This window comes from Paenibacillus sp. GQ49, from assembly GCF_059759055.1.
The window spans coordinates 530,641-557,442 of the sequence record NZ_JCAXEL010000001.1; the positions used below are offsets into that span (position 1 = coordinate 530,641).

28 protein-coding genes are annotated in these 26,802 nt (G+C 46.9%); 8 read left to right on the forward strand and 20 right to left on the reverse strand.

Annotation, left to right across the window (positions count from 1 at the left end):
* A complete protein-coding gene (locus AC6CIF_RS02470; RefSeq protein ID WP_498197696.1) occupies positions 1-579 on the reverse strand; it encodes a TetR/AcrR family transcriptional regulator in 579 nt (192 codons plus the stop codon).
* Positions 580-592: 13 nt separating this feature from the next.
* The gene (locus AC6CIF_RS02475; protein WP_498197698.1) at positions 593-1,402 is read right to left on the reverse strand and encodes a DUF92 domain-containing protein; all 810 of its coding nucleotides are present in this window, start codon (positions 1,400-1,402) and stop codon (positions 593-595) included.
* Positions 1,403-1,790: 388 nt separating this feature from the next.
* Between AC6CIF_RS02475 and AC6CIF_RS02480 the strand changes: the two genes are divergently transcribed.
* Positions 1,791-2,198, forward strand: a complete 408-nt coding sequence (locus AC6CIF_RS02480) for a hypothetical protein (RefSeq protein WP_498197700.1) — start codon at positions 1,791-1,793, stop codon at positions 2,196-2,198.
* Between the two features lie 122 nt (positions 2,199-2,320).
* Here AC6CIF_RS02480 and AC6CIF_RS02485 read toward each other — a convergent pair whose 3' ends face one another.
* The 6 genes from AC6CIF_RS02485 to hemE form a co-directional block, all read right to left on the reverse strand.
* Complete coding sequence (locus AC6CIF_RS02485; RefSeq protein ID WP_498197702.1) at positions 2,321-2,953, reverse strand: fumarylacetoacetate hydrolase family protein; 633 nt, start codon at positions 2,951-2,953, stop codon at positions 2,321-2,323.
* Positions 2,954-2,999: 46 nt separating this feature from the next.
* On the reverse strand, positions 3,000-3,752 hold the full coding sequence (locus tag AC6CIF_RS02490; RefSeq protein ID WP_498197703.1) for a glycerophosphodiester phosphodiesterase: 753 nt from the start codon (positions 3,750-3,752) through the stop codon (positions 3,000-3,002).
* A gap of 24 nt (positions 3,753-3,776) precedes the next feature.
* Complete coding sequence (locus AC6CIF_RS02495) at positions 3,777-5,192, reverse strand: CapA family protein (protein WP_498197705.1); 1,416 nt, start codon at positions 5,190-5,192, stop codon at positions 3,777-3,779.
* A gap of 182 nt (positions 5,193-5,374) precedes the next feature.
* Positions 5,375-6,799, reverse strand: a complete 1,425-nt coding sequence (gene hemY, locus AC6CIF_RS02500) for a protoporphyrinogen oxidase (RefSeq protein WP_498197706.1) — start codon at positions 6,797-6,799, stop codon at positions 5,375-5,377.
* Positions 6,799-7,749: a ferrochelatase gene (gene hemH, locus AC6CIF_RS02505; protein ID WP_498197708.1), complete on the reverse strand. Its 951-nt coding sequence runs from the start codon at positions 7,747-7,749 to the stop codon at positions 6,799-6,801. The genes hemY and hemH overlap by 1 nt, the downstream gene beginning before the upstream one ends.
* Positions 7,742-8,806, reverse strand: a complete 1,065-nt coding sequence (hemE, locus tag AC6CIF_RS02510) for a uroporphyrinogen decarboxylase (RefSeq protein WP_498197710.1) — start codon at positions 8,804-8,806, stop codon at positions 7,742-7,744. Before hemE ends, hemH begins: the two co-directional genes overlap by 8 nt.
* A gap of 204 nt (positions 8,807-9,010) precedes the next feature.
* On the opposite strand from hemE, the gene AC6CIF_RS02515 reads away from it, so the two are divergent.
* Positions 9,011-10,222 carry an MFS transporter gene (locus AC6CIF_RS02515; protein WP_076209040.1) on the forward strand — a complete coding sequence of 404 codons (1,212 nt, stop codon included), beginning with the start codon at positions 9,011-9,013 and terminating at the stop codon, positions 10,220-10,222.
* A gap of 110 nt (positions 10,223-10,332) precedes the next feature.
* Here the strand turns inward: AC6CIF_RS02515 and AC6CIF_RS02520 are convergent, their stop codons facing one another.
* Positions 10,333-11,535, reverse strand: coding sequence for a cytochrome P450 (locus tag AC6CIF_RS02520; RefSeq protein WP_498197712.1), 1,203 nt, complete (start codon positions 11,533-11,535; stop codon positions 10,333-10,335).
* A gap of 486 nt (positions 11,536-12,021) precedes the next feature.
* Between AC6CIF_RS02520 and AC6CIF_RS02525 the strand changes: the two genes are divergently transcribed.
* A complete protein-coding gene (locus tag AC6CIF_RS02525; protein WP_498197714.1) occupies positions 12,022-13,233 on the forward strand; it encodes an asparaginase in 1,212 nt (403 codons plus the stop codon).
* Positions 13,234-13,421: 188 nt separating this feature from the next.
* On the opposite strand, the gene AC6CIF_RS02530 is transcribed toward AC6CIF_RS02525, so the two are convergent.
* The gene (locus tag AC6CIF_RS02530) at positions 13,422-14,054 is read right to left on the reverse strand and encodes an O-methyltransferase (RefSeq protein ID WP_036670998.1); all 633 of its coding nucleotides are present in this window, start codon (positions 14,052-14,054) and stop codon (positions 13,422-13,424) included.
* 238 nt (positions 14,055-14,292) lie between these two features.
* Here AC6CIF_RS02530 and AC6CIF_RS02535 point away from each other — a divergent pair, with 238 nt between their 5' ends.
* From AC6CIF_RS02535 to AC6CIF_RS02550, 4 genes are all read left to right on the forward strand, one after another.
* Positions 14,293-15,447: a THUMP domain-containing class I SAM-dependent RNA methyltransferase gene (locus AC6CIF_RS02535; protein WP_074094429.1), complete on the forward strand. Its 1,155-nt coding sequence runs from the start codon at positions 14,293-14,295 to the stop codon at positions 15,445-15,447.
* 214 nt (positions 15,448-15,661) lie between these two features.
* Positions 15,662-17,662 (forward strand): LTA synthase family protein, encoded by a 2,001-nt coding sequence (locus tag AC6CIF_RS02540; protein WP_498197717.1) that lies wholly within the window; start codon positions 15,662-15,664, stop codon positions 17,660-17,662.
* A gap of 82 nt (positions 17,663-17,744) precedes the next feature.
* Positions 17,745-18,173: a cytidine deaminase gene (locus AC6CIF_RS02545; RefSeq protein WP_091032279.1), complete on the forward strand. Its 429-nt coding sequence runs from the start codon at positions 17,745-17,747 to the stop codon at positions 18,171-18,173.
* Positions 18,174-18,255: 82 nt separating this feature from the next.
* Entirely contained in the window at positions 18,256-18,981 is a 726-nt protein-coding gene (locus tag AC6CIF_RS02550; protein WP_498197719.1) for a DsbA family oxidoreductase, read from the forward strand.
* A 297-nt stretch (positions 18,982-19,278) separates the two neighbouring features.
* Here AC6CIF_RS02550 and AC6CIF_RS02555 read toward each other — a convergent pair whose 3' ends face one another.
* The gene (locus AC6CIF_RS02555) at positions 19,279-20,109 is read right to left on the reverse strand and encodes an aldo/keto reductase (RefSeq protein WP_036670089.1); all 831 of its coding nucleotides are present in this window, start codon (positions 20,107-20,109) and stop codon (positions 19,279-19,281) included.
* A 174-nt stretch (positions 20,110-20,283) separates the two neighbouring features.
* On the reverse strand, positions 20,284-20,565 hold the full coding sequence (locus tag AC6CIF_RS02560; RefSeq protein WP_498197720.1) for a hypothetical protein: 282 nt from the start codon (positions 20,563-20,565) through the stop codon (positions 20,284-20,286).
* A 149-nt stretch (positions 20,566-20,714) separates the two neighbouring features.
* On the opposite strand from AC6CIF_RS02560, the gene AC6CIF_RS02565 reads away from it, so the two are divergent.
* Positions 20,715-21,113 (forward strand): hypothetical protein, encoded by a 399-nt coding sequence (locus AC6CIF_RS02565; RefSeq protein ID WP_498197722.1) that lies wholly within the window; start codon positions 20,715-20,717, stop codon positions 21,111-21,113.
* 99 nt (positions 21,114-21,212) lie between these two features.
* Here the strand turns inward: AC6CIF_RS02565 and AC6CIF_RS02570 are convergent, their stop codons facing one another.
* From AC6CIF_RS02570 to AC6CIF_RS02605, 8 genes are all read right to left on the reverse strand, one after another.
* Positions 21,213-21,434, reverse strand: a complete 222-nt coding sequence (locus AC6CIF_RS02570) for a YuzB family protein (protein ID WP_017689421.1) — start codon at positions 21,432-21,434, stop codon at positions 21,213-21,215.
* A gap of 21 nt (positions 21,435-21,455) precedes the next feature.
* Positions 21,456-21,758: a heme biosynthesis protein HemY gene (locus AC6CIF_RS02575; RefSeq protein WP_036670085.1), complete on the reverse strand. Its 303-nt coding sequence runs from the start codon at positions 21,756-21,758 to the stop codon at positions 21,456-21,458.
* 142 nt (positions 21,759-21,900) lie between these two features.
* Positions 21,901-22,158, reverse strand: a complete 258-nt coding sequence (locus AC6CIF_RS02580; RefSeq protein ID WP_017689423.1) for a hypothetical protein — start codon at positions 22,156-22,158, stop codon at positions 21,901-21,903.
* 196 nt (positions 22,159-22,354) lie between these two features.
* The gene (locus tag AC6CIF_RS02585; protein WP_498197724.1) at positions 22,355-23,566 is read right to left on the reverse strand and encodes a M14 family metallopeptidase; all 1,212 of its coding nucleotides are present in this window, start codon (positions 23,564-23,566) and stop codon (positions 22,355-22,357) included.
* A 228-nt stretch (positions 23,567-23,794) separates the two neighbouring features.
* Positions 23,795-24,604 carry a glutamate racemase gene (racE, locus tag AC6CIF_RS02590; protein WP_076209504.1) on the reverse strand — a complete coding sequence of 270 codons (810 nt, stop codon included), beginning with the start codon at positions 24,602-24,604 and terminating at the stop codon, positions 23,795-23,797.
* Between the two features lie 220 nt (positions 24,605-24,824).
* Positions 24,825-25,205, reverse strand: a complete 381-nt coding sequence (locus AC6CIF_RS02595) for a YtxH domain-containing protein (RefSeq protein WP_076209049.1) — start codon at positions 25,203-25,205, stop codon at positions 24,825-24,827.
* 179 nt (positions 25,206-25,384) lie between these two features.
* On the reverse strand, positions 25,385-26,305 hold the full coding sequence (locus tag AC6CIF_RS02600) for a DUF4261 domain-containing protein (protein ID WP_498197726.1): 921 nt from the start codon (positions 26,303-26,305) through the stop codon (positions 25,385-25,387).
* A 10-nt stretch (positions 26,306-26,315) separates the two neighbouring features.
* Positions 26,316-26,777 carry a DUF86 domain-containing protein gene (locus tag AC6CIF_RS02605; protein ID WP_076318399.1) on the reverse strand — a complete coding sequence of 154 codons (462 nt, stop codon included), beginning with the start codon at positions 26,775-26,777 and terminating at the stop codon, positions 26,316-26,318.
* Positions 26,778-26,802 lie beyond the last annotated feature (25 nt).

The following is a 26,802-nucleotide window of genomic DNA, read 5'->3' on the forward strand; positions in this document are numbered from 1 at the left end:
TTAAACTTGTAAAAAAGAACGGCATCCGTCCAGAAACAATGCTGCTGCAAAAGCAATTCGTTTGTTCAGATGTTCCTCATTAAACTCCGGATTTAACATGATATCCATCTTCAGCCGGTCCAGAATTCCAATGTAGGCTTCAGCAAGCAATACTGGTTCAGGTACACTTGCACTCTCCAGTACCTCACGCACCATACTCATGTATTGATTCATGAATGCCTTCATGAATTTCATCAGATCCGGATCATTATTGGGTGCCATAAAAAAGAGCTTGGTATGATTGCGGCGCTCATAATAATACGTAAGGTGGGTCTTGGCTATTGCTCCAAGTTTATCACCTGTGTTCTCATTCGAGTTCAAAGCATATTCAAGACGGCTGATAAAGCTGTTACAGTCCCGCTTGGATACTGCGATAAATAATTGTTCCTTGCTTTTGAAATATAAATAAATGGTGCCTTTTGCGATGCCGGCTTCGTCTGCAATATCAGACATTTTGGTCTCATAAAAACCTTTCGAGCCAAAAATACCATAGGCCGCATCCAAAATAGCCTCCGATTTGTCTCCCTGTACAGTGTTCAAATGTTACTCCCTCCTACAACGCCAAAATGTTACCTAAACCAATCGCCACACATCCGCCGATCACTGAGCTAAGCACGTTCACCAGGTCGTTACTCATCCATGCCCAGCCACGAGCCCGAACCGTTGGATGCCCACAATGTTCATGTACCTCAACTTCACGGCCACACACAGTACAACGATACATCATCTGCACCGTTGCGCCCAGATAGGAATCGGCAAAAGCCCCTGCCAACCCGCCTGCAAGACCGACAAAAGTTAAGCTAAACAGACCAAGCCCTTCTATCCCGGCGATCCAGGAAAACAAGAATGCTCCCGCACCAATCAGAGCCCCGCCTACGGCTGCAGCCACGGTGCCAAGAAGTGAGACACCTCCTGAAGCACCAGGAGTAAGTACCTTCCACGTTAGAACAGAGCGCGGCGGCTTGCGACTGAGACTCCCAATTTCGGTTGCCCATGTATCCGATGTAACGGTAGCCATTACACCAATGAAAGCATACAACCATGCCGGATGTGGAAATATCCAGTATCCCAGACATAGGAACATACCCATTCCACCATTAGCCATCACTTGTCCGGCATCCCGATTTCCTGACTTGGCATAGGATTTCTCCAGCTCCTGCTTCCGATCTTTACGAAACCTGGACAGCAACGTTGAAGTAATGAAAAACAACAATAACGTGCCAAACCAGAACAGGTTACCCGCTCCGTAATATATCGTTCCCATCATGATGGCTGCCAGGCAGCCAGACAGGGTTAGCGACTTTTTCGCATAGGCAGCACCTGCCACCATAGAAGCGCATACGGCGCCAATAATCCAATCCATAATGTCTCCTGCATGCAGCATATGTACAGCCCGCATGACGTTTATTGTATTTTTGAAATTCAATTATACCACGGTTTGATCCCAATGCCGAAACTCCTTACGCCAGCACACAAAAAACCTGTTTTGGCCTCGTGTAGAAGTGCCAAAACAGGTTTTCGATCAAACGTTAAAATATGATTCTTCAAAATGCTCGGAAATCCTAAATTTCTTTTTCACAGACGAACTTCCTTTGCATTCATCTCGCTGATAGGTTGAAATTACTTATCCTGTTTTAAGTTTCACTTCAGGTTTCCCGTTTACACTATTCTCAGATCGAAACATCAACAACTACATCTACGACAAGCTACGATTCAGTTCGTACTCAACTACAGAAATGAGGATTATCCATATGAACATGAAAAGAGTCATTATTATAGGCACAATGATTGTCACCATGTCCTTTGCCGGAACAGCATGGGGCCAATCCGCCATCTCTCCCATACCTACTGCTAAATGGTCCATCGTTGACTTGGACACTCGTGAGGGAAGCAGTGATGAGCTGCTCGACGCTCTGAATCAGGCTTCAGAAGTGGATCTGTACCAGGAACTGTACAACGGCAAATCACTGAGGACGATTACGGAAGAAAACAACGGGAATTGGGATGAGGTCATTGCTATACAAGTAAGACAGCTCAGAGAGCAGCTAGATGAACGACTCGCAAGTGGAAGTATCAGCTCGGAGCAACATGCTGCACAACAAGCTGAACTGGAAGAGTTGGTCACACAGAGCGCAAATACAGCGTACAGCTTGGCCTAAATTAGTAGCGTATCCGTACGATGAAGATATAAACATATATCCACGATAACACAGCAAAAAGGAGCGTATTCACGCCCCTTTCTTGTACCCTATTCATCTCAAGCAGGTATGATGTGTAATCCTTACTGTGCTGCCCCAATCGTGCAGGCACCCAAGGATTCGCCGTCCCATGCCAGTTCGAGCACATCTCCTGCTTGTGTTGGTCCAACACCTTCGGGTGTTCCTGTAAAAATGACATCGCCCGGCCCCAGGCCGTAATGGTGACCTACATAATCCACAATATCCTGTAAACTGAAGATCATGTTACAAATGTTACCACGCTGGACTTCCTCACCATTTTTGGTCAATGTAAAGTCTTTCTCCAGTAATGCTGCCGCACCCGGGAATGCCTGAAATGCAGTAACCGGAGCGGAATTTCTGAACCCTTTGGCCGCTGTCCACGGGTGGCCCTTTTTCTTAATCACGGTCTGTACGTCACGTAACGTAAAATCAATACCAAACGCATACGCATCCACCAGCTCATCTACCGCCATACCTGGTTCATAACTTCGGCCGATTTGCACGACCAATTCAGCTTCATAGTGAACTTCACCCTTGGTAGCAGGCAATTCAAGCGTTTCACCATTCAGCGCCACGACTGCATGAGAAGGTTTCATAAAGATCATTGGCTCATCCGGAACCGCGTTACCCAATTCTTCCGCATGAAGTTTATAATTGCGTCCTACACAGTATACATTGCGAATGTTAGTCAACATGGGTATATTACCACCTTTATCGGATTCATTAGTGCATATAGGAAAGTTAGGGTCTGAAAAACCGGCTACTCGTCTCCTGAAAGGCCAGCTCCCATACGTCAGGACGGTTCGTACATAACATGAGTTCTGGATCAACTGCCGCCAGTTTCTTCATAATGGTCTTGTCATCCACTGTCCAAGCCATCACCCGAATGCCTGCACTCCGCATCTCGTTCATTAAGGATTTGTCTACATTGGTATAACCAATCGAGAGGAATGTACAATTCATCTTCCGCAGGGCGGTTAACAGATCACCTGGTCGTGCATCGATAATCAGCCCCGTCTGGATTTCCGGTGCAAGTTTCTTCACTTCGATCAGAGCAGCGGGTTCAAATGAAGTAATCACAACATCATTTTGCATATGTCTTTTTCTCACTTCATGTATAACAGCCGCAGGCAGACCCGGGTACATGTCTCCTTGCGTTTTCAGTTCAATGTTCAAACGCACTCTACCGCACGAGCGATCTAACAATTCACTTAGCGCCGGAATCCGTTCGCCTTTGTAAGACTTGTTTTTCCATGATCCGGCATCCAGACGTTGCAGATCAGCCCAATCGGTTTCCCGAACCAGGCCCTTGCCATTTGTCGTGCGATCCACTGTAAAATCATGAATGACCACTGGCACACCATCACGCGACAACTGCACATCCAGCTCCATCCACTGAACTTCAGGCCGTTCCATGGCCATCAGGAATGCAGCCATCGTATTCTCTGGTGCAATAGAAGAAAATCCACGGTGCGCTACACAAAGGTTGTTCATTCGATTCCCTCCTCAAAAAGGTTTTTAATTAGGTGAAGCGACCCCATTCCCATCATATCGAATACCCGGGGAGAGCTTTGCCATCTGTTCCAACAGCAGTTTGTTCGCCTCATCGATCATCGGAATAGCCTGACCAAGCCCGGCCTCATAAGGGATAACTTTCATGCTGCAAGCTGCATCTTGACTACAGCGAGCCTGAAATACCGCCGTTTTCCAAGTCTCTTCGGTTGTTGATCTGGAGAAAATGAAATTTCCCGTACTGTATGCAATCCACTTCCCCTTATAGTACTCCAACCCTTGCAACACATGAGGATGGCCACCTATGACCAGATCAGCGCCAGCATCTACAAACTCATGAGCCAATCGGGTCTGGTCACTATTCGGAGTACTTACACGTTCCTCTCCCCAATGTGCAACCACGATTACCAGATCAGCCTTCTTACGGGCCTCCTGGATCGCTTTGACCGCTCCTGTGGAATCATAGGCTTCAGCCACGCCAGCCCGATTGCCCTCAGCCTTCCAACTCGTTTCCGGTACAACGCGGGAGAACCCAAGCAATGCAATCTTCATGCCTTTACGTTCCAGATACGCTGGTGCATAGGCTTCATCCCTGTTCATGCCGGCCCCAGTGTGAGCTATGCCATATTCCTTGAGATAGGTTAACGTATCTACCAAACCCTCAACACCCTGATCCAGAATATGATTGTTAGCCAAATTGACAGCATCAAAACCCGCAGAGGCCATTGCCGCCAATGCTTTAGGCGAAGATTTGTATACATACGTTTTGTCAGCTGCACCAGTACCACCTTGGGTTATCGGAGTCTCCAAGTTGCCGATGGTAAGATCATCATCCTTGAATAATCTGCCGAGTTTAGCAAAGGGATAATCATAACCGTTCTTATCCAGCAGTTCAGCAACTTTGCCCGAAAATTGAATATCGCCGACAAAATTAATAGTGACATCCTTCGCTGAATTGGAAGGTTTCGACGTCTCGGACTCCTGATTCACACCTGCATTTCCCTTGGTGCCGGACGGTGTCGAATCTGTAGCAGGTTTTTTCGTTCCGGATTCGGCTTTCCCATTATTGGTATTGCCTGAAGTATCAGGTTTCGCTACGCCGGATGGCTCACCTGCATCTGCTGTTGTTTCTTCATCCGTCGTTTCAGGTTCTTCTTCCGGAGTCTCATCAGACTCCTCCGAGTCTGGAGAACTTACTTGATCCCCGCCTTTGGCATCGTCTCCAATAGAAGGCTGATCCTGATCAACAATTTGCTGCTTCACCGGCTGGTCTGCCTGTTGCTGACGTGTGTTAATCACATAAAAAATGCCCACCAGACCAATTGTCATGATCAATAAAAGATTAATTGTCCAGATGATTCTATCGCGGGTACGCTTTCTTTTTTTTCTCTCTACACTTCGATCTGATCTTGGGGGATACATAAGCAACTCCTCTTCTTCACAGCCATACATACCATTATATCAGGCATATTCTGGATTTCCATCATTCATTGGAACTGCATCGATTGAAAGGGTATTAACTCGGTTAGCTTCAAGATCTTCATATAAAAAAAGCCATCTCTCCAGTAGATAATTCTACGGTTGAGACAGCTCTCTTGCTGTACTTAATCTGCTGCAAGCTCTTGTGTAGCCTGGACAGACATTTCCTTCGCTTGTCTGATGCAATCAGGCAAGCCTACGCCCTCATAACCTGCACCTGCAATGTACACACCCGGTAACTTGCTCCCAAGCTCCTCACGAAGGGAGGCAATATGTTGGAGGTGTCCCACCGGATACTGCGGCATGGATTTACGAAGCCTAGTAATCTCAGAGAAGATCGGCACTGCTTCGATACCCATCGTCTCTCTCAGATCCTTGAGAACCAGATCCGTCAGCGCTTCATCCGGAAGCTCTACGTTCTGTTCGTCACCGGATCGACCAACATAACAGCGGAGCAGTACTTTATCATCCGGGCTGGTATGCAGCCATTTCGTCGATGTCCACGTGCAAGCCGTAATATTACGACCCTCTTTCCGCGGAACAAGGAAACCCGATCCGTCAAATACATGCTCCACCTCTTTTTTCTCAAAAGCAAGCACTACATTGGCTACAGACACATAGTTAATCGCATCCAGTGCCGCTGTGTCCACGTGAGGCTTCAACAGCTCCGACGCGACATATGTTGGCACAGTAACCACTACATCATCGGCTTCAAGCATTTCCCCATTACCCAGTTCAACACGGTATCTGGTCTGCGCTCCATCAAGACGTTGCAGCGACTTCACCGCAGTGTTCAGACGTTGATCTACATCCTGCAACTCATGGACAAGTGCATGAACAAGGCTCTGAAGTCCTTGGCGAAAGTTCAAAAAAGCGCTCCGTTTTGTTCCGGTATGCGTCTCAGCCGGTTTGCGACCCGTCATCATCCCCCGGATCAAGCTGCCGTAATCGCGCTCTACTTCTCCGAACTGCGGGAAGGTAGCCTGGAGGCTCAATCGCCGCATATCACCTGCATAGATTCCTGCAAGCAGTGGTTCCGTCAAGTTCTCCAGCACTTCAGCTCCAAGACGGCGTTCAATCATATAACCGAGCGATTCATCCTCTGTTGTACGACGCGGCGGGATGACAAAATCCATTAACGCCCGCAGTTTGCCTGCCGGAGAGACCAGACCACTTCTCAAGAATGGTCTTAGTTCTGTCGGGATACCGAGAACAAGTCCTGCTGGCATAGGATGAAGCTTGCCACGCTGCATGATATACGTTTTCTTCGACTCCGGATTCTGACTGACCAATTCATGATCAATCTCCAATTCTTTGGCAAGGTCAATCATTGCTGTTTTGCGAGCCAGGAAAGAATCGGGCCCTTTTTCAATCACAAATCCATCCCGGTGCAGTGTCTCAATCATGCCTCCCATGGACGAGCTTTTCTCGACCAAAGTAATCACAGGTTCAACTCCTGCTTCCCGGTAATGCTTGCGGATATAAAATGCCGCGCTGAGGCCGGTAAGGCCACCGCCGACAACAACAACACGGCGTTTCTTATCACCCATTACTCATCCGACCCTTGCTGCCATTGGCTTATAATAACGTCGCTCAGCGTCTCCATGTACAGAGGATCGCTATTGAGAGAGTCAATACGCATCAGGCGCATGTCGATCTCTTTGGCAATCGATTTGGCCTCAATATCGAGATCATAGAGCACTTCAAGATGATCCGAGACAAACCCGATTGGTGCCACAAGTACATCCTCTACCTGTTCACGAGAAAGCTCCTGTAACGTATCCAGAATATCCGGTCCAAGCCAAGGCTCAGCTGTTCGTCCGGCACTCTGCCACGTAAATTGCCAATTGGTTATGCCTACACGTGAGGCAATCACTTCCGAAGTCTCCAGCAATTGTTGCGGGTATGGATCACCCATCTCCACAATACGTGCCGGCAGACTGTGTGCACTAAACAACACCTTCACATCTCCGCGTTTTGCTCCAGCTTCTTCGAACGCATCCAACTTGGCACTGACACGTGTGGAAAACGCCTGAATTAACTTCGGATGCAGATGATAACTCTCAATAAAGGACATATGAACGCCCAGCTCTTCTGCTTTTTCACGCGCACGTTTGATATAACTGCCTACACTCATCGTTGAGAAATGAGGAGCCAGCACAATACCAATGGCTGTCTGAATTCCATCTTTCGCCATCTGTTCCACGCCATCCTCAATAAACGGATAGGCATGCTTCAGTCCTTGATAACAACGGAATTCCACATCAGTGCCACGCCCATCGCGGTTTAATGTCTCCTGAAGAGCCTTGACCTGATTGTCCGTGTTCTCCCGAAGTGGAAACACACCGCCAACAATGGCTTCATAACGGTCCGTCAGTTCCTTCAATTGCTCCGGTTCAGGCGGACGTCCTCTGCGGATATGTGTGTAGTACGCTTCAACACTCTCCATATTTTCCGGTGTGCCATACGACATCACCAGTACACCTACAGTATTAGTCATTGGTTACCGTCACCCCAGTCTTCATTGCTTCGGCAGAATATTCGTGAATATACGCCGTTAGTTCTCTGAGCTTCTCTAGCGATGCTTCAGGAAATAATCCGTGTCCCAGGTTGAAAATATACCCCGGCTCCTTGATTCCTTCGTCAATAATCACTTTGGCTTGCTCTTTAATCAGTTCCATCGGGGCAGTCAGCACATATGGGTCTAGGTTACCCTGTACTGCAAACTTGCCACCAAGACGTTGACGCCCTTCCGAAATGGATACTCTCCAGTCCAATCCAATCACATTGGCTTGCAGATTATGCAGCGTTGGCAACAACTCACCGGATGCAACACCAGGGAAATAAATCTTCGGTACATTCAAATCCGATAATTCGGTAAAGATACGGGTAATCGTAGGCAACACATATGTTCTGAAGTCTTTGGGAGAAAGTGCTCCAACCCAGCTGTCAAACAACTGGAATGCCTTACCGCCATTCGCAATATGCGCACGGATATATGTAATTACCATATCACCAAGCTTCTGCATCAGCTTGTGCCATACTTCAGGTTCGCTGTACATCATCGTTTTGGTGCGGATGTAACCTTTCGAAGGTTGTCCTTCGATCAGATAACTCGCAATCGTGAAAGGTGCGCCCGCAAACGTAATCAGAGGCACGTCAAGCTCCTTATCCAGAATTCGAATGGTTTCCAGAATATGTGACAGATCTCCTTCTACGTCGATGGGGCGCAGCCGATCCACATCTGCAGCTGAACGAATAGGATTATCGATTACCGGTCCAATATTTTTTACAATGTCAAAATCAATGCCCAATGAGGCAACCGGATTCATAATATCGGAATACAAAATAGCCGCATCTACACCAAGTTTGCGTACCGGCATGAGTGTAACTTCAGCCGCCAGCTCGGGTTGTTTGCAGATTTCTAGCAAGGAGTACTTTTCTTTAATTTTGCGATATTCAGGATCGTAACGCCCAGCTTGACGCATGTACCATACCGGAACACGGTCTACCTGTTGTTTGAAACTTGCCCGAATCAGTCGATCATTATAGCTCATGTAAGAAGCCTCCAATAGTTTTTGGACTCATAATTACCATTATGCCCTTTTTAAACAGCCGTAACAACCACATGCAGATGCGTTCTACGTGACAATACTATGACATTCCTTACACCCATCCCTCATATGCCAATTATGTTATAATGAAAGAATGGTGTTTTTTTGAGAATTACAGAAATATCTTTGAAAGGAAGTGAAAGCACTTTGAAAACGTGGAAAGTAAACCTCATTGTGCTTTGGTTCGGACAATTTTTGGTCAATTCGGGCATGACCATGATTACCCCATTTTTGTCTCTTTATCTCGCAAGAGATCTGGGCGTTGTTGGCGAACATGAAATTGGCATTTGGGCGGGATTTATTTTTGCAGCCAATTTCCTCACCTCATTTTTGTTCCAACCACTCTGGGGCAAGTTATCGGACAAGTATGGCCGTAAAGTTATGCTGCTGCGTTCGGGATTCGGGATGGCCATCGTAATTGCCCTTATGGGTCTGGCACAGAACCCTTGGCAGCTTCTCTTATTGCGTTTGCTTAACGGTACCATCTCCGGTTTCAATCCCGCAGCTGTTGCGCTGATATCGGGTACCACTCCGAAAGACCGCATGGGTTTTGCCATGGGAATCAGTCAGTCCGGGCAGGTTGCCGGTACCATCCTGGGTCCACTCATTGGTGGCTTGTTAGCGGATGCGGTAGGCTTCCGCCCCATTTTCTACATTACAGGTGGACTGATCTTTGTTGCTTCCATGCTCGCCATGTTCCTGGTGAGAGAGAAGTTTGACCGTCAAGAAGCAGCCAAGCTACCGGCACAATCCGTATTGTCCGGTCTGAAGGAATTGAACAAGTCACCTCAACTGCCCGCACTGTTTGCTGTGACGTTTCTGTTGCAGTTTGCAATGATTAGCCCCATGTCACTCTTGCCGCTGTATGTGCAAAAATTGCATGCTTCGGATGTAAACGTGGCCTTCTGGGCAGGACTTGTCGGTGCAGTTACGGGACTATCCAATATGGCGATGTCTCCGATTCTCGGGAAGCTGAGTGACCGGATTGGTCCTCACAAGGTGCTGACGTTCTCCCTCATAGGAACAGGACTCATGCTTATCCCTCAGGCATTTGTTCAGACCGTGTGGCAGCTCATTCTTGTTCGTTTCATGATGGGTGTGTTCATGGGTGGCCTGCTTCCAAGCGTTAATGCCCTGATCCGTTCCTATACATCCGATAGCATGATCAGCCGTGCATTCAGTTTTAATACAAGTACTCTTGCGCTGGGCAACATGCTTGGAGCGATCATTGGAGGCTTTATGGCAGGATTCATCGGGATCGAAGGTCTGTTTATCGTCTCTGGCGGACTGCTGCTAATTAATATGGTTTGGGTCCGATTCAAATTGTATAACAAACCTGCTTCTATTCGGGAGTCCTGATTCCCTATCCATTTCTTAATTAATACATCTTACTTTTTTATTTGAAAAAGCCGCTTCCAGCGCCTAATTGGCCTGAGAGCGGCTTTGTCATTCATATGCCATTTATTTAATTATTTATTTATTAGATTGAATTGTATCGGATAATGTTTCACACCATATACAAAAGCACTTTGTATCGGTTGCAGAGCCGTTCCCGGCACAAGTTGAATGTTTCCCATGTGCTGAAGCAAGGTATGAAGGACTACCCTTGCCTCCAAACGAGCGAGTGGTGCACCCAAACAAAAATGAATGCCAAAACCAAAGCCCATATGCCGGTTCGGCTTGCGATCAGAGATGAAATCATCCGGGTTTTCAAATTGGGCACTGTCCCGATTGGCGGCTCCAACCCAGGAAATCACCTGCTCTCCAGCTTGAATCATCTGACCATTCAACTCTACAGTTTCCTTGGCGACCCGCCCAATCGCGACAATTGGGGGATAATATCTCAGCGTCTCTTCAATCGCAGAAGTAATCCGTTCAGGATGTTCGCGCAACTCCTGTTGTAGCTCAGGTTGTTCAGACAGAATACGAACCGCATTGGTAATCAGGTTGGTTGTTGTTTCATTACCGGCAGCAAGTAAGAGAATACAGAAGCCTACCACTTCATCTGAAGTCAATTTCTGACCATCAATCTCCGCAGCAAGCAGTAATGAGAACAGATCATCCTTTGGCTGCAACCGACGTTCTTCCATAATGCCAGTGAAATAGATATGCAACTCCTGCATATTTCTTTTTTTCTCCTCCAATAACTCCTGGAAGGCCTGCTCACTATCATCGCGTGCGCCTTTCACCAACACATCAGACCAGTCTTTGAACTTTTGACGATCCGCCGCAGGGACTCCGATCAATTCCGCAATGACAATGACGGGCAATGGTGTTGCAAGGTCATCAATAAGTTCCATATGTCCTTCTGACAGGTGTGGAGCAATTAACTCATCTGTGATCTCCTGAATACGCGGAGCCAATGCTTCAATTGCCTTGGGTGTAAACGCCTGATTCACCAGATCACGTAGCTGTTTGTGTTTGGGAGGGTCTGTCGTCAACATGCTCGTATTGGCACGATCACGTGCAGAAGAGAATAGTTTCGGATTTTTCAGAACGTACTTCACATCTTCATAACCAAAAACATCCCAACATTCTCGATGCTCATCATAGCGGACTGGAGTGTTATCACGAAGTTCTGCATACACCTTGAAGGGAGATAACCTCTCTTCCAAAGTCTCCAGTTCCCGAATCGGAATGTAATTTGCATACTTTCTCGGTGCCTGTTTCATCGTTTCTCCTCCAATCAATATTATATATTTATTTACATATGTTGATCACCCCTATTATAAACATAATCTGTAACGAAACCAATCTTTAGACCGTAATTGAGCCCCATTACCTAATATGCGTTACTATCATCCTCTCATTCTGTTACCTACTTCTGATATGAGTCCCAATTCGACATTCTTTTATTAAAATGCTTCATTTTATCAGGACAAAAGACTCATTATGTAATGTTAACTAACATTATAAGGGCTTATTTTCCTTTCAAAATACTAAAACCGCTTCTTTTCTATCTCTAATCAAAATGAATAATATTTCATAATTCCTTATAAACAATCATTTTACTCTCATTATCTACAAATGTAACCGATTACTCTCCCATTATTCATCCTTGTAATATTACTTAACATAAAATACAATCATTTTGAAATGGTATACATATTCTTCTTAACAAACTTAACATCACACTTACTTGAAGGAGAGTGCTATTCATGAGTAAAACATCCAATCTTCGTCCCTGGGCCGTATGGAGCACCGCAGCTTTAACAGCACTAACTATCTCGTTGTCCCCCTTTGGAACCTACGCTGCGCACGCAGCTACAGTAGAGGTGAAAGGTACAACAGGTGCTGTTCAGACAGCAACCACCACCCCAGCTCGCAATACTTCCATTCCCGCAATACCAGACTCTTCCAAGCAATCTGCACTACCTAATGTATTGGTAATCGGAACTGGCGGAACGATTGCCGGTCAATCCGAGGATGCCACCAGCTTCCAAAATTACAAGGCAGGTACACTTCCGATTGGAGAGATGGTAGACGCTTTACCGGATAAACAGAAGATTGCTGATGTTAGCACGCTCCAATTCGGAAACTCAGGTTCAGGTTCCTATAGCATGGCCGATCTCTATGACTTGTCGCAGACGGTAGACAAAGCTCTGGCAATGTACGACAGTGTTGTCGTTACCACGGGCACAGATACAATGGAGGAAATCGCTTATTTCCTCGATATGACTGTTCAGAGTGACAAACCGGTCGTGATCACAGGCTCCATGCGTCCATGGACCGTCATCGGCTCTGACGCTCAAGCCAATCTGTACAACGCCATCAAACTTGCAGGCAGTGGTCGTACCACTTCATTTGGCACAGTACTCATGTTGAATGACACAATCCAGCTTGCTCGCGGTGTAACCAAGACAAATGATTATCGGACAGATACGTTTGAAACACCGATGCTCGGCGCTGTAGGATATATAGATGAAGAGAACATTCGAATCTACCGTGCTCCTGCACGTGCCTTGAAACCAGAAGGCACAGCAAAGCCCGTATTTGATCTAAGTAAAATCACAAAGGCAGATCTGGCCAAAGTAGAAATTGCGATCTCGTATCAAGAAGCTGGCGGCGGAGCCATTGAAGGATTCGTGAGCAGCGGTGCCAAAGGAATCGTGACCTCCGGTACCGGAGCTGGCGGTATCTCCAGAGCTATGGGACAAGCTCGTACCAAAGCCATTGAAGAAGGTGTCATCTTTGTGACCACCACTCGGACGGGTTCGGGAAGTGTATACGGCGGCGGCAAAGGCATTATTGCAGGCGACAATCTGAGTCCACAACAAGCTCGTGTATTATTGATGCTGGGCCTGTCCTTCAGTGATGATTTTGACACCATCAAAAAATGGTTTGAAACGTACGGAACACCTGAAGTATAAATAGAATTACTATAACGATATCTGTAAACACAAAGAAAGAGACGACACATTTCCTGTCATTCAAAATGTTGTCATCTCTTTCTTTGTGTGTTTTCAGAAAACTCCGTACAGAATCACGATCCCTCTCACAAACATAAAAGCGTGAGATCGTGTTTCATCGGAGTTTTATCTTTAGGAAATATCCACTTTTACTTCACCCAGGCAAGTACCAGCCCATCATAATCGGGCAACATGGTCGTCACCAGACGCGGGTCACTTGCCATCTGTTCATTGAAACGACGAACAGCAAGCACGGCCGGGCCCTGCTTGTCCGGATTCAGTGTACGACCACGCAGGAAACAATTATCACCTACAATAACAGCACCTGGCCGGGCCAGCTTAATGGCATAGTCAAGATATACCGGATAATTTTCCTTGTCTGCGTCAATAAAGAAAAAATCGAATGTGCGACCTTCCTGCTCCAATTGCTCCAGGCTGTCTGCCGCCGGGCCAATGCGGTACTCCACCTTTTCGCCAAAACCGCCTTCTTCCAGATGACCACGCGCCATTGCCGCATATTCCTCTTTTAGTTCCAGCGAAGTCAGGGTTCCATTCTCACGCAAACCACGCGCAATGCAGATCCCACTGTAACCGCCCAGCACGCCGATTTCGAGCGCAGCTTCTGCTTTGGATGTCTTGGCTAGAAACGTGAGCAGTCGTCCATACGCCGCAGCAACAGAAACTTCCGGCATACCGTTCGAACGGATAGCCTCTTTCACTTTCAGCAAAAGCTCATCCTCTTGAAATAATTGATTTACATATTCATCAGGGGTCAGATTCACCACTAAAATCCTCCTTGGACACTTGGACTGCTTTCCATATGGATGCCAATGTTCTATAATAAATGTTTGTTATCAACACAGGCGGTTGACTGATGCATCACTTCGAAAGAGGAGTGCATACGTTCACCGCATTTCTCATTGTAAGTTTTTTCACGGAAAGCGGCAAGGCCGCACCGTCACTATACAGCAGAGAGAAGGATATCCTTCTCCAGCTTGAAATGGAGTTGAAATGAATCACATGGCTCAATTGCAATTGATTGCAACCTCGGCGATGGGACTCGAGGCTGTTGTTGCCCGGGAACTGAAGCAACTGGGGTATGAAGATGTTACGATCGACAACGGCCGGGTTTTCTTCACAGGAGATTATATTGATATTTGCCGTTGTAATCTGTGGCTGAGAAGTTCAGATCGCGTATTGGTGAAAATGGGTGAATTCCCTGCCACGACTTTCGACGAATTGTTTGAAGGCACCAAAGCACTGCCTTGGGAAGAGTGGATTCCAGCCGACGGCGAATTCCCTGTAGAGGGTCGTTCTCAAAAATCCCAGTTAAGCAGTGTGCCTGCATCACAAGGGATCGTGAAAAAAGCAATCGTAGAGAAACTGAAGCTGACTTATGACACAGAGTGGTTCCCAGAGGATGGGTCTCGTTATGTGATTGAGGTCATTCTGCTGAACGATCGCGCCCTGCTTACTTTAGATACAACGGGACCAGGTCTGCATAAACGGGGTTATCGTAAACTCGTCACCGAAGCGCCACTGAAAGAAACACTTGCTGCCGCTCTTATTCAGCTCAGCCGCTGGAATGTATCCCGTCCATTCTATGACCCGTGCTGTGGATCAGGCACAATGCTGATCGAAGCCGCTATGATCGGCTGGAACATTGCACCAGGACTTCGTCGGACCTTCAACTCTGAGGACTGGGCTGTCATTCCTGAAGAATTATGGGAACAGGCGCGCGAAGAAGCATTTGATGCTGTACGTGACGATGTCCCGTTACAGATTTCAGGTAGCGATATTGATCCGGAAGCGATTGAAGTTGCTATGGCAGCGATCAAAAGTGCTGGCTTCGCCAAAGATATTGAAGTCAGCGTCCTGCCCGCTCATCGCGCAAGACCACAGGGTGAATATGGTGTTATCATCACCAATCCCCCATATGGTGAACGTTTGAGTGAAGAAAAAGAAGTTCAGAAGTTGCTTCGCTCATTAGGGCGCAGTTACCTCGACATGCCAACATGGTCCTTTTTCGCAATCACATCGACCAAAGCTTTCGAGGAGTATTTCGGTCATAAGGCAGACAAACGTCGCAAGTTGTTCAACGGACGAATTGAAACCCAGTACTATCAGTATTTGGGCCCACTGCCCCCACGAAATAAAGCACCACAATCTTCATAATTGTTTCGAATCTAAAGTGCTCCTGCCATCCATGGCCGGAGCGCTTTTTTTGTGCGCTTTTCTGGTCATATGAATTCACCAACTTCGGTCTTCGCTTCCGCAGAAATCAATTCTCCCTGAGGCATAGTTGAAAACACATGAGGCCACGCTATAATGGATGGAGCCCTATTTTACATTCCGATAACAAAACAACAAAAGCAAGGGGGACATACATATGGTTGTCACTCGGCCTACGCGCAGCTCCATGCCACGCGGGCTTCTAAATCATCCATTAACGTTATATCTTATTTTTCTTGTGCTCATGCTGCTCAAACTCATGTGGCTCCATCACAATCTTCACGCTTATAACATTACGATGGGACTGCTGGATAAAGTCATTGCCATTGGATCTTTACTACTCTTGTCCTTCTGGGCCTGGTTGCTGCCACGTAGAGGCATGATCGTGTCTCTCGCGGTGCTTAACCTGCTGCTTACCGGACTAATCTATGCCGATATGGTGTATTATCGTTATTTCCAGGATTTCTTGACCATCCCGGTATTGTTGCAGGCGAGACAAGTTGACGCATTGGGTGACAGCATCGCTACATTGATCTACACAAGTGATCTCTGGTTCTTTGCCGACTGGCTTGTCGTCATTCCGTTCGCAGCTATCGTACTGTTCAGCAGACGTTACCGTTCGAAGCACCCCAGTACATCTGTTACGGGTTACGGGAGTTATTCACATAACGATCGCAAGGCACGATTGCGCCGCCGTCTCACGGCTGGCAGCATTGCCCTTGTGCTGGGACTTAGCCTCGCCGTCGGCCCGATTTATTTTTACAGTAAAACATGGGCCAAAGGCCTGTTCGATAACAACTGGTGGAATGTATCCATGTACAATGTGACCGGACTGCTCGCTTTTCACGGTTATGATCTGTACAACTATGCCAAAGACCACATCGGCTCCGGGCCGCAGGCTGAACCCGCTGATGTTGAGCAAGCAAAGGCATTCTTCGCTGAAAGGCAAGGAACTGCCCCGCAGAATGATGCCTTGTTTGGCAAATATAAAGACAGCAATGTGATCATTGTCCAGGGTGAGGCTTTTATGAACTTCATGATTGGCCAAAGCATTGGCGGTCAGGAGATAACACCGCATTTTAATGAACTGATGAAGGAAAGCCAGTATTATAGTCACTTTTATCACCAGACAGGTCAGGGCAGAACGTCAGATGCCGATTTTGGCGCAAACATATCACTGCATCCACTTCCGGTTGGATCAGCGTTTGTACGATATGCAGACCATACGTATGATTCCCTTCCTTCCATCCTGAAGGATAACGGTTATAACACCAATGTATTTCACGCTTATGAGAGTGGCTTCTGGAATCGGTATACGATGTATCAGAACATGAAGTACGACAAGTTTTATAGTAAAAATGATTTTGCACAGGATGACCCGCTTGGCTGGTCCCTGTCTGATGAATCCTTTTTCCGGCAATCCGTTGAGAAAATGAGTAGTGAGGTGACCGAACCGTTCTATTCCTTCCTAATCACTCTTACCAGTCACCATCCGTATGCCTTGCCAAAAGAGAAGCAGCAACTGGATGTAGGCGAGTTCCAGGGGACCATGTTCGGTAACTATCTGCAATCCGTTCATTACGTGGATTCGGCACTGGGCAAGATGGTCGAGGATCTGAAAAATCGGGGCTTATGGGAGAATACCATCTTTATGTTCTACGGGGATCACGACAACTCGATTAAGGAACAATCACAATACGAGCAATTTCTGGGACGTTCATTGAACGAACTCGATATGGCACAGATCATGAACGAGGTACCTCTACTCGTGCATTTACCGGACGGAGCAGCTGCTGGAACCATCGACGAACCTTCGGGACAATTGGACATCACGCCATCCGTATTGCATCTGCTCGGCGTGTCTGACCAGTCCTATTATCATATGGGTAACGACGTATATGATAGGTCTGAACGTACGGTTGTGCTGCGTAATGGCGCATTCTCGGATGGTTCTGTATTCTACATTCCAGCGGATGACTATATCTATGAGAATGGCGCTTGTTATGACCTGTCCACACGTGACAAAACAGATATTAACGCCTGCCGCGCCGGTCATGATGAAGCAGCCAAGCGATTACATGTCTCGGACACCGTGATAACCTATGATTTGATTCAGCGCTTTCGAGAGGAAGACAGTGCAGCAGCAACATCGCAATGAGCAATATCGTAATGACAAACTAAACAAATACACGAAATGAATTGAATTTGTATTTGAATTTAAAAAGGGGAACTTGCATTACATGACATTACACACTGAACCACTTAATATGGAACAGAAATTGTTCGATGCAGCCGCAGAATTTGTGAAGCAACGTTATCCTCAGGGATGGGGTGGCGCAGGTGCCGTCTATACTGAAGCCGGTTCCCTGCTGATTAGCGTAGCTCCAGAGGTCATCAACGATGCCACGCATCTGTGCATGGAAACAGGAGCTTATCTGGAAGCCCACAAATTGAACGAACGTGTCACCCACTCCCTCTGTATCGCTCGTGATGACGAGCATTCAGAATTTAAGGTCCTTACACCTTGCGGAGTATGCCAGGAACGATTATTTTACTGGGGCGAAGAAGTCAAAGCTGCCGTATACGACCCTTCTGGTCAACTGGTCTTCAAGAGACTGGATGAGATCCAACCGTACCATTGGTCCAAGGCATATCGGGATAAAAAGTAATCTCCTTGCGAATTATAGAAAGTGGCTTTATAATTGTAACTATATCAGTTTCAACTATATGGATGATGGAGGTTTTCACATAATGAATATTGAGATATGGTCTGATTTTCTGTGCCCATTCTGTTATATCGGCAAACGCCGCCTGGAGAATGTACTACAACAGTTTCCACACCGTGATGAAGTGAAGCTGCAATTCAAAAGCTTCGAGCTTGATCCAAACGCTGCATTGAACCCAGGCAAAACCAATTCGGAATATCTGGCTGCCAAATATAATATGAGCGTGGAACAGGCCAAAGGTATGAATGCCCAGATGAATGCCAATGCTCGTACGGCAGGACTGGAATACAATATTGATGCCATGATTCCTACAAACTCCTTCTCAGCTCACCGCTTGACACACTGGGCAGATACACAAGGCAAAGCGCTTGAACTGAGTGAACGGATATTCCAGGCTGTGTTTATTGAAGGTAAACACTCCGGCGACCCTGAAGTGTTGGCTCAGTTAGCAGAGGAAGTCGGCTTGGATCGAGATACAGCTACGGCAGTGCTGTCCAGTGATCAATTCACCGACAATGTCCGTGCTGACCAAGCAGAAGGCGAGCAACTTGGTATCCGCGGTGTACCGTTCTTTGTATTCGACCGCAAGTTCGCTGTATCGGGCGCTCAGCCTGACGAGGTCTTCCTGGATGCCATTCAAAAAGCATGGGACGACCGTTCCCCTTTCACCATGGTTGAATCCAACACAACAGAAACAGACGCCAGTGGCATCTGCACAGATGACGGATGCGAAGTCCCGAAAAAAAATTAAGCCAATTCACACAAAAAAAGCAGCAGGATCAGGGAGTATCCCCTGATCCTGCTGCTTTTTTATATACTACAAACGACTCTAGCTTATTGTATATATTTGTGTTTGATGAACAGTTACTGTGGAGGGGACGGAATCGATTCTGAAGAAGCGAAGCGTTCGCCTTTGTCTCCGAATTTTATCCTCTGAAAAGAGGAATCAAAAAAAATTTGGAGACAACAGCGATCGAAAGAACGATCCGTAACCGGAACCTCCCCTAACTAATCATCAAACACTTATATTCAATTAGCGTCTACCCACTTAATCCCAGAACAGTTGATCCGGATGTGGACCCGTCCGCTTATCCGAATCCAGTGCATCAATCTGTCTCAACTCATCCGGTGTCAATTCAAAGTCAAAGATGTCCGCATTCTCACGAATACGTTCTGGAGTTACCGACTTCGGAATCGTCACAATCTGATTCTGAATGTCCCAGCGCAGAATGATCTGTGCTGGCGTTTTCCCATATTTCTGGGCCAGCGCCTTGAGCGTGGACTCTTGGTTCAGCTTGCCTTTCATGATCGGGCTCCAAGCCTCCAGTTGAATTCCCTGCGCCCCGCAGAAATCCTGCAGTTCCTGCTGGATCAGACCTGGATGCAGCTCTACCTGATTTACCGCAGGCACCGTTCCGCCCTCATCTATGATATCTTGCAAATGATGTACTTGAAAGTTACTCACACCAATCGCACGAATGCTTCCTTCGCTATATAGACGTTCGAATGCTCTCCACGTCTCCTTATACTGGTCTCTGCCAGGCCAGTGAATTAAATAAAGATCAATCACATTCAGTCCAAGTGCCTTCTGACTGGCTTCAAATGCTCTTAACGTTGAATCAAACCCCTGATCCTCATTCCAGAGCTTGGTCGTCACAAACAGTTCGTTACGGGCAACACCACTGCTTGCAATAGCTTGTCCCACTTCTTCTTCATTGCCATAGATGGACGCGGTATCAATACTCCGATATCCAACCTCCAAAGCGGTCTCAACCGCCTGTTGCACTTCCTTACCTTTTGCTTTATATGTTCCAAATCCTAGCCATGGCATCGTTACTCCGTTGTTCAGAATTGTACAATCTGTAATATGTTTTGTCATTCTGTACCTCCCGTATGAAATTTTGCCTGCTCTTGTTCTATTAACCTTCTCACAGAATTTTAAGCGACCATTCGACATACTGTCGGAGTAAACCCATGTATCGAGAGTCTTTGCAAAAGAGATGAAAAACCCGCAAAGCATTGCTGCCCTGCGGGTTCTGATGTGACAGGAACGTTATAAATTCCCTTGACCGTGCTGACTCTGGATTGAATTCAATCTTCTCTTCTCCTCGATGAACATTTCCTCTGCCAACTCAACACCTTGCCCTCCGAGTGAAAGCTCTGCTTGACGCATCGCTTTCTCCGTGTGTGCCAGACGTCGTTCCGCCTGTACAATGGTCTGTGCCGTCGGATGAGACATGGCCTGAGATACAGCATAATGAAGCTTGTTCACCGCATTTTGCGCCTGAGATACGGTGGTATCGGCTTGCAAACTGGAATCATAACGCTTCGGCATGAGTATTCCTCCTTGGGATTATCATGTTCCTGTTACCCCTTTAGGATGGATAACACAAGCCTTCCTTATTCTTCTTTTGTATTTTTATCGTAACTTTAGTTTATTTGGCTACGTTTATTAGATAATCACGTGAGTCGGGAGGAAATCATTTGAAGAAAATAGTATTGACACTCTGCATGTTGCCCTTGCTCATTTGGATACAAGGCTGCGCTCCTGCAACATACGAGATAGAAGGATATACAGCGTCATCCATGAACCCAGAAATTCCTGTTCCAACCAATGCAAAACTTCTTGAGAACATAACTTATTCCGATGATCCCAACCTTAAAAAAGGGGCTAAGTACGAACTGAAACATATTGGGGGTGAGCAAGGACTATACCCGCCAATGGATTATTTTCAGAAGTTAGCGGATACTGGTTGGGTAGAATTGGAGGAAAAACGACTGGGTAATGTACATTTTCTGAAAAAGGATACTACCGTCATTGCCATTGAAATTCAAGAAAACACCTTCCAAATTACTGAAATGATAGAGGATGCCGCATTTTAAAACATCCTTTCACTGCTACCCAAACGCAAAAAGGAGAGGCACGTAGCCCCTCCGTTCTGATGTGTGGACAGCTTTCTCCACTCACCTTGTTATATCCTTTTATTTCACAAACTTTGCGACTTTGGCGAGTACTTCTTCTTCTGTCGGCGCACTGATGTACCGACCATTGATAAAGACAAATGCACGTTTCGCGCAAGGACCGCAATAGGATTTGCACCCAATCTTGATCTCCGTGTCTGGAGCCATTTTTTGCAACTTGGGTACAATCGATTTCAGTCGGACATGATTACACTTTTCGCATACACGGATATCGTTAGCCATGAGTTCCCCTTCTTCGCGCCCTTAGTGGTCGCCGTGATTACCTTGGGACGGATTCGTAATAACAAATCCCTCTTCCGGGAAGTAGAGGTAGTCAATTTTAACACCGTTCAACAAAGGCTGATCATTCGCGAGAATGACATCAATCTCTTTATCGGTAGATACAACTGTATCATTTTCTTTAGGTGTGTCGAGATCAAGCCCGTAGTGAGCATGGTCACCATGTGCATGTGTGATGACAACGCGCAGTTTTTTTCCTTCGTTCTCCGGCTTGTCCAATTCAAGCTTCAATACTTTAGCAGCATTACGCGTAATTTTGCAGTTCATTCTCTTCATCTCCTATATTGTAATTGCTGGTTTCAACAATTTCAGCATTCTTAAACTACAGCATCTATTGTAAAGAAAGTTACCGCTCTTCGCAATAACATTGATGCGAAATCAATGTTAAACCTATCCATTGGGCCACAAATTATGAAGGTGCCCCCTCCTGAAGCACAGGATATTTACGTTCTGCCCGGCTTACAAACCAGTTCATCAGAATCAAAGTGACCCCGATATCATCGATGGGCATAAACGGCATTACGTCAGGAAGTACCCAGTACAGCAGCGCTGGAATAATAAACAACAGCTTTTCTCCCAAAGGAATCTGCGGAGCCCGGAGCAGCCGGGGGAGCCTTTTGAAAACTTGTGTCCATCGTTTGAACGACAGCAGTCTTCTCCACTTCATCTGAATCCCTCCGTAACATTATATATGTCGCCGAAACGGCACATCCATCATTACCCGTTCCAAAACCATTCAGAACGAATGACGTAACATGCCATTATAAAAAATAATAAAAACGGAACGTCGCTCATGGCGTCCGTTCCTGTTATACGAATGATCTACTGTTAAGTTTCACACCATCATAATTCGGGGTCTTGCCTCATTGTCCATTAGATAAAAGTTCAGCCAGCAACATTCCCACTTCTATACAGATATCATCAAACTGTTCTACGGGAAGCGGATTAACACCCAATCCAACTTCTACCGTGAAGCCCGGTCTACCGAAATCTTGAATAAACCAGTCCTTGTATCCGGCATCACTACCACCGAGCTTCACCGCCTTGTAGCCGGAAGCTTTGGCTAGTCTACGTGACAGCGGTCCACTCTCTCTAGGTTCAAGATCACGGTAGTTCCAATAGATCTCCTGTCCCTGACTATGCAGGGATACAACCGCATCAAATGTGTGTTGCTGCGTCCACTGCGCAAGCGCTTGTGCCTCCGGTTCTGTCAATGGCGCTAACCCTGCATAATCCCTGGGGCCAGGTGAGGTCACACCTCTTCTCGCTGCTTCTTCATCCCAATGGGCTGGAAATTGATCATTCAGATCCACCCCTCTGATGTTGGCCTTCCAATGGGTGAAATGTGATCTGCCGGCATTCCAGGCTAACAACCGCTGTGCATGTGGATGCTGATTGACCACACCTTCCTGAACCAGTTCGACCCCGTCCGGATTAACCATCGGCACGGCCCAGAGTGTCGTCTCTTGCATCCAGCGTTCTGTCTGGTATTGATGCCATGTCCTATGCGCACTATACGCCTCGGCATACTCTTCGATAAACTTCATCAAAACTGCTGTTGTCAACCACTCATTAGCATGAACGGAAGCGTTAACATGGATATGTCTCGCCCCTTTCCCAATACGCAAATAAGGCAGCGACTTCCCCATGACACTTGTTCCAATGGACCCTGTTTCAATAAACGGATATTGATTCTCCAACTTGTCTATATCCCTGATTAATTCTCGATAACCATACTCTCCCTGAATCTTTACAATAGTTTTTCCATTCGAAGCCGGAATATGAATACAGCGACCAACCCAGTCGGTTACATTGGTGATTTCGGGATTGGCCTGGCGCAACAAGCCTTCGTCCAGACCAAATCTGCCTGCAATCTCCCCTACACTTTCTCCAGGCGGTACAGCGTATCTGCGACCTGTGCCGGGGACAATACGCAGCATCTGACCGGCCAGCAAGTATGGCTGGGAAGCCACTTCCGGGTTCAGTGCAGCAAGAAACTCTTTGGTCATGTGATGTGCTGACGCAATTCGCGGCAATGTATCTCCCCGCTGAACAATAATCCACTGCAGATCCATGTTGTTCTCCTTTCCACAGGAAAAGACAGGTCTCCTGTCCAGTTCTGACCAATCTCGTGTCTGTAACATATGTATGCAGGTCAGGTTGTCCGTCATGTGACATGAATCATGTTTATCTCCGGTTAATGCATAATGACGACAAAAAATCCCGGAACTTCACAGTTCCGGGATAGTTCACAACCAAAATACATTAATTAAAAGTCTTATTCATGCATAATTTGAGTATAACTATGATAATTGCGTTACCTGCCAGACAACAGGGGTCTTGGAGATCTGCTCCCCCAACCATCGACGGGTGATATTCTGGAACATTCTCGGGTCACCCGTGCAGAAAAATTGATGCACTGGAGTCTCATCCCCACTGGCCAGCTTTCGTTTGTCATATAAAATCGTACTGATTTCACGTGCCGTTTCATCTGCTGAACTGATTAACTTCACTTCCTGTCCCATAACTTCCTGAATCGTGTCCATGAGAAAAGGATAATGCGTACAACCCAGAATAAGACAATCGATTGGCTGTTGTTTGATCTCGCCCAATGATTGTTCCACCGTATGTGTCGTGTGCTCGGAACGAAATTCACCTTGTTCCACCAACGGCACCAGCGCCGGACAAGCCTGACTGACCACATCAATATAGGGGGACAACTGTTTGAGTGCCGATGTATAAGCCCCACTACCTATGGTACCCGTGGTACCAATCACACCAATACGTCCTGTACGTGTCGCTGTGATTGCGGCCCGCGCACCCGGATGTATAACACCAATGACTGGCACATTCACCTTGGCACGGATATACTCCAACGCAGCTGCTGTTGCTGTATTACAGGCGATAACGATAACCTTCGGATCGAATTGGATCAAGAAATCAACGATTTGTTCCGTAAATTGTTTTACTTGTTCGGACGAACGGGGTCCGTACGGTGTCCGGGCAGTATCCCCAAAATAAATGATCTTTTCCCGCGGGAGCTGACGCATCACTTCCTTTGCGACGGTCAATCCCCCCACACCGGAGTCTAATATAGCGATTGCTTGCTGCACGAACACACCGCTTCCTTCTTCATTGAATTGGTTCTCAAAACGATTGTTTCTCAGAGCTTTCTTCCTACCGTATGAACATTCCGGCAAAAAGGTACCTACATCTTACCCGATTTCATCGCGGGGTTCAAATTAAATCCACGCGCTACGTCAACTATGTGTGGACACGCAACAAAGCAGGCTCTCCTCTAAAATAGAGGAAAGCCTGCTTATCAAGCTTTGCTTAGTTGTCGTCCTTGGACTCATCCGAAGGAAGCTTTGCTACGATATCAATTCCGGGTTCATCCACTGTTTTATCGATATCGTCATTATCAACAATGGCTGCCGATATGCGAATTTCTTTCCCTTCAGCGCAATTGCGCCAGGATTGAATATCCTGAATCACGACATCTGCGGTCTCTTTAACTTTGGATACGATCTGCGAACTTTGTTCTCCCACGATACCAGCCAGTTCCTGACCTTTCTCCGATACCTGACGAGCACCTTCTGTAATATCCTGACGAAGTTCACGTCCCGATTTCGGCGCCAGCAATAATGCCGTTACTGAACCAACCACGGAGCCAATAAGAGCTCCCCACAACAAACTTTTGTTAGAATCCTTCACGTCACATCTCTCCCTTTACTATTGTTTAAGTACCGGACTAGAAGCAACGGTCTGTCGCTCAGCCATCCGGGCGAATGCCTACTCTGTTGATGCATTATAAGCAGCACAGGCTTGACTTGACACTCCAGATGTTAAAAATAATCTGAACGCCCTTTTTGAATGGATGCAAATGACTTGGCTTAAACTCCGTTCTGACGAGCCGGCTCGAGATTAGACGCGGCATGCTCATCCCCCGGGTCCAAATCAATCACATATCGTCCAGGTGCAATCAATGCTGCCTGATGTTCACAACGCCAGCGACGTCCACCTGAAGAACCCAGCGTCTGTCCATCTTGCAGAACATCCCCCTGATCAAATATGTAATACGCTGCACCCAGTAAGGTCTGAGCTACCGTATCCGGATCAAGACCGACGAAGTGACACTGGACATCAGGTACACCCAGCGCAGATAATCCCACGGTATCCATGACCAACCCGCGCTGTTCCTCTGTACCTCCGGCTTGATACATTCGAACGTTCATCGCTGCATACAGATGTTCCTCACGTTCCTGAGCTTGCGTATATGCTTCCGGTTCAACCAGCTTGTCACTGCCATACCAATACAGCGCATCACAGGTCAAACTCTCCATGATTGCCAGTACAGTCTTCTGAAACAGCTCCAGGCGTTGCTTACGAGGCATGGCAGCCGTGAACATATCATGTATCCGGATGGAGTACCGCGAAGCTTCTACAACCTGTCCCACTTCCGGCCAATGCCATGCTTGTTGCAGAGCACCGCCAAAGCGAGCACGATCTGCGATTTCATTCACAGGAAGCATGCAAGTCTGAGCAGGGATATCCCCTTCCTGGAAGGATACCTTGTGGTCCAGATGATAGAAGACAAGCATCTCATGCTTTTGCCCTCCGCTCTCTTGTTTCACATCCAGTCGGACTTGTCCTGTATGACGGATCATAGCTTCCTGCAAACGCAGGCGATCCACCTCTGGACGTTCCCGGAACAAGAGTTCCACCATATACACCGGATGGAATCCGGAAGGTGTTTCATTCGTTTCGTTGCTTTCAGTATTTACTTCATTGAATTCTTTTGATTCATTTGTCATGCGATTTCCCTCATTCCTTACGCTGTCCCTCGGCCTGTGCCGTATTGAAAGGACCAAGTTCTTTTTCCACGTAGGCGCTAACCTGAGTAGTAAAATGTTCAAGTATACTCGGCAACTCTACGCTAAGTGGATGGAGCTCAGACCGCTCCCAAGTGTAATAATCCTGCACCAGTGGTTTGCGTAACGTGACAAGCTGACGCAATATCTCATAGGTCGGATTATCAAAAACCTTTTCTTCATAATTAATCTGAATAATATCATCATAACTGCTCGCATCTCTCATGATGAAGCCGTCGATCAGGTAACTTCCCACATCGGTAACAATCTCGATCGCCAGGTGAAGACAACGTTCCTGTACCATACCCAGCATGAGACTGCCGTCCCAAGCTTCTGCTGCCCCGCGAAGCCCTTCAGCTACTTCCGGTACAGCAGCAAGCCGGCGGGCAATCTGTTCTCTGTTCACATAATACATTCGTTCACTTCCCGTTCAGTGAGTT

Bases quoted from the DNA above. Each gene is read 5' to 3' on its own strand.
- AC6CIF_RS02485 (WP_498197702.1), bottom strand. From the start codon at position 2,953: ATGTTGACTAACATTCGCAATGTATACTGTGTAGGACGCAATTATAAA.
- AC6CIF_RS02570 (WP_017689421.1), bottom strand. From the start codon at position 21,434: ATGGCTAACGATATCCGTGTATGCGAAAAGTGTAATCATGTCCGACTG.
- AC6CIF_RS02520 (WP_498197712.1), bottom strand. From the start codon at position 11,535: ATGAAACAGGCACCGAGAAAGTATGCAAATTACATTCCGATTCGGGAA.
- AC6CIF_RS02495 (WP_498197705.1), bottom strand. From the start codon at position 5,192: ATGTATCCCCCAAGATCAGATCGAAGTGTAGAGAGAAAAAAAAGAAAG.
- AC6CIF_RS02540 (WP_498197717.1), top strand. From the start codon at position 15,662: ATGGTTGTCACTCGGCCTACGCGCAGCTCCATGCCACGCGGGCTTCTA.
- hemY (WP_498197706.1), bottom strand. From the start codon at position 6,799: ATGGGTGATAAGAAACGCCGTGTTGTTGTTGTCGGCGGTGGCCTTACC.
- AC6CIF_RS02550 (WP_498197719.1), top strand. From the start codon at position 18,256: ATGAATATTGAGATATGGTCTGATTTTCTGTGCCCATTCTGTTATATC.
- AC6CIF_RS02545 (WP_091032279.1), top strand. From the start codon at position 17,745: ATGACATTACACACTGAACCACTTAATATGGAACAGAAATTGTTCGAT.
- AC6CIF_RS02535 (WP_074094429.1), top strand. From the start codon at position 14,293: ATGGCTCAATTGCAATTGATTGCAACCTCGGCGATGGGACTCGAGGCT.
- AC6CIF_RS02480 (WP_498197700.1), top strand. From the start codon at position 1,791: ATGAACATGAAAAGAGTCATTATTATAGGCACAATGATTGTCACCATG.
- hemE (WP_498197710.1), bottom strand. From the start codon at position 8,806: ATGAGCTATAATGATCGACTGATTCGGGCAAGTTTCAAACAACAGGTA.
- AC6CIF_RS02475 (WP_498197698.1), bottom strand. From the start codon at position 1,402: ATGGATTGGATTATTGGCGCCGTATGCGCTTCTATGGTGGCAGGTGCT.
- AC6CIF_RS02580 (WP_017689423.1), bottom strand. From the start codon at position 22,158: ATGAAGTGGAGAAGACTGCTGTCGTTCAAACGATGGACACAAGTTTTC.
- AC6CIF_RS02560 (WP_498197720.1), bottom strand. From the start codon at position 20,565: ATGCCGAAGCGTTATGATTCCAGTTTGCAAGCCGATACCACCGTATCT.
- AC6CIF_RS02605 (WP_076318399.1), bottom strand. From the start codon at position 26,777: ATGTATTATGTGAACAGAGAACAGATTGCCCGCCGGCTTGCTGCTGTA.
- AC6CIF_RS02525 (WP_498197714.1), top strand. From the start codon at position 12,022: ATGAGTAAAACATCCAATCTTCGTCCCTGGGCCGTATGGAGCACCGCA.
- AC6CIF_RS02490 (WP_498197703.1), bottom strand. From the start codon at position 3,752: ATGAACAACCTTTGTGTAGCGCACCGTGGATTTTCTTCTATTGCACCA.
- AC6CIF_RS02555 (WP_036670089.1), bottom strand. From the start codon at position 20,109: ATGACAAAACATATTACAGATTGTACAATTCTGAACAACGGAGTAACG.
- AC6CIF_RS02585 (WP_498197724.1), bottom strand. From the start codon at position 23,566: ATGGATCTGCAGTGGATTATTGTTCAGCGGGGAGATACATTGCCGCGA.
- hemH (WP_498197708.1), bottom strand. From the start codon at position 7,749: ATGACTAATACTGTAGGTGTACTGGTGATGTCGTATGGCACACCGGAA.
- AC6CIF_RS02600 (WP_498197726.1), bottom strand. From the start codon at position 26,305: ATGACAAATGAATCAAAAGAATTCAATGAAGTAAATACTGAAAGCAAC.
- AC6CIF_RS02575 (WP_036670085.1), bottom strand. From the start codon at position 21,758: ATGAACTGCAAAATTACGCGTAATGCTGCTAAAGTATTGAAGCTTGAA.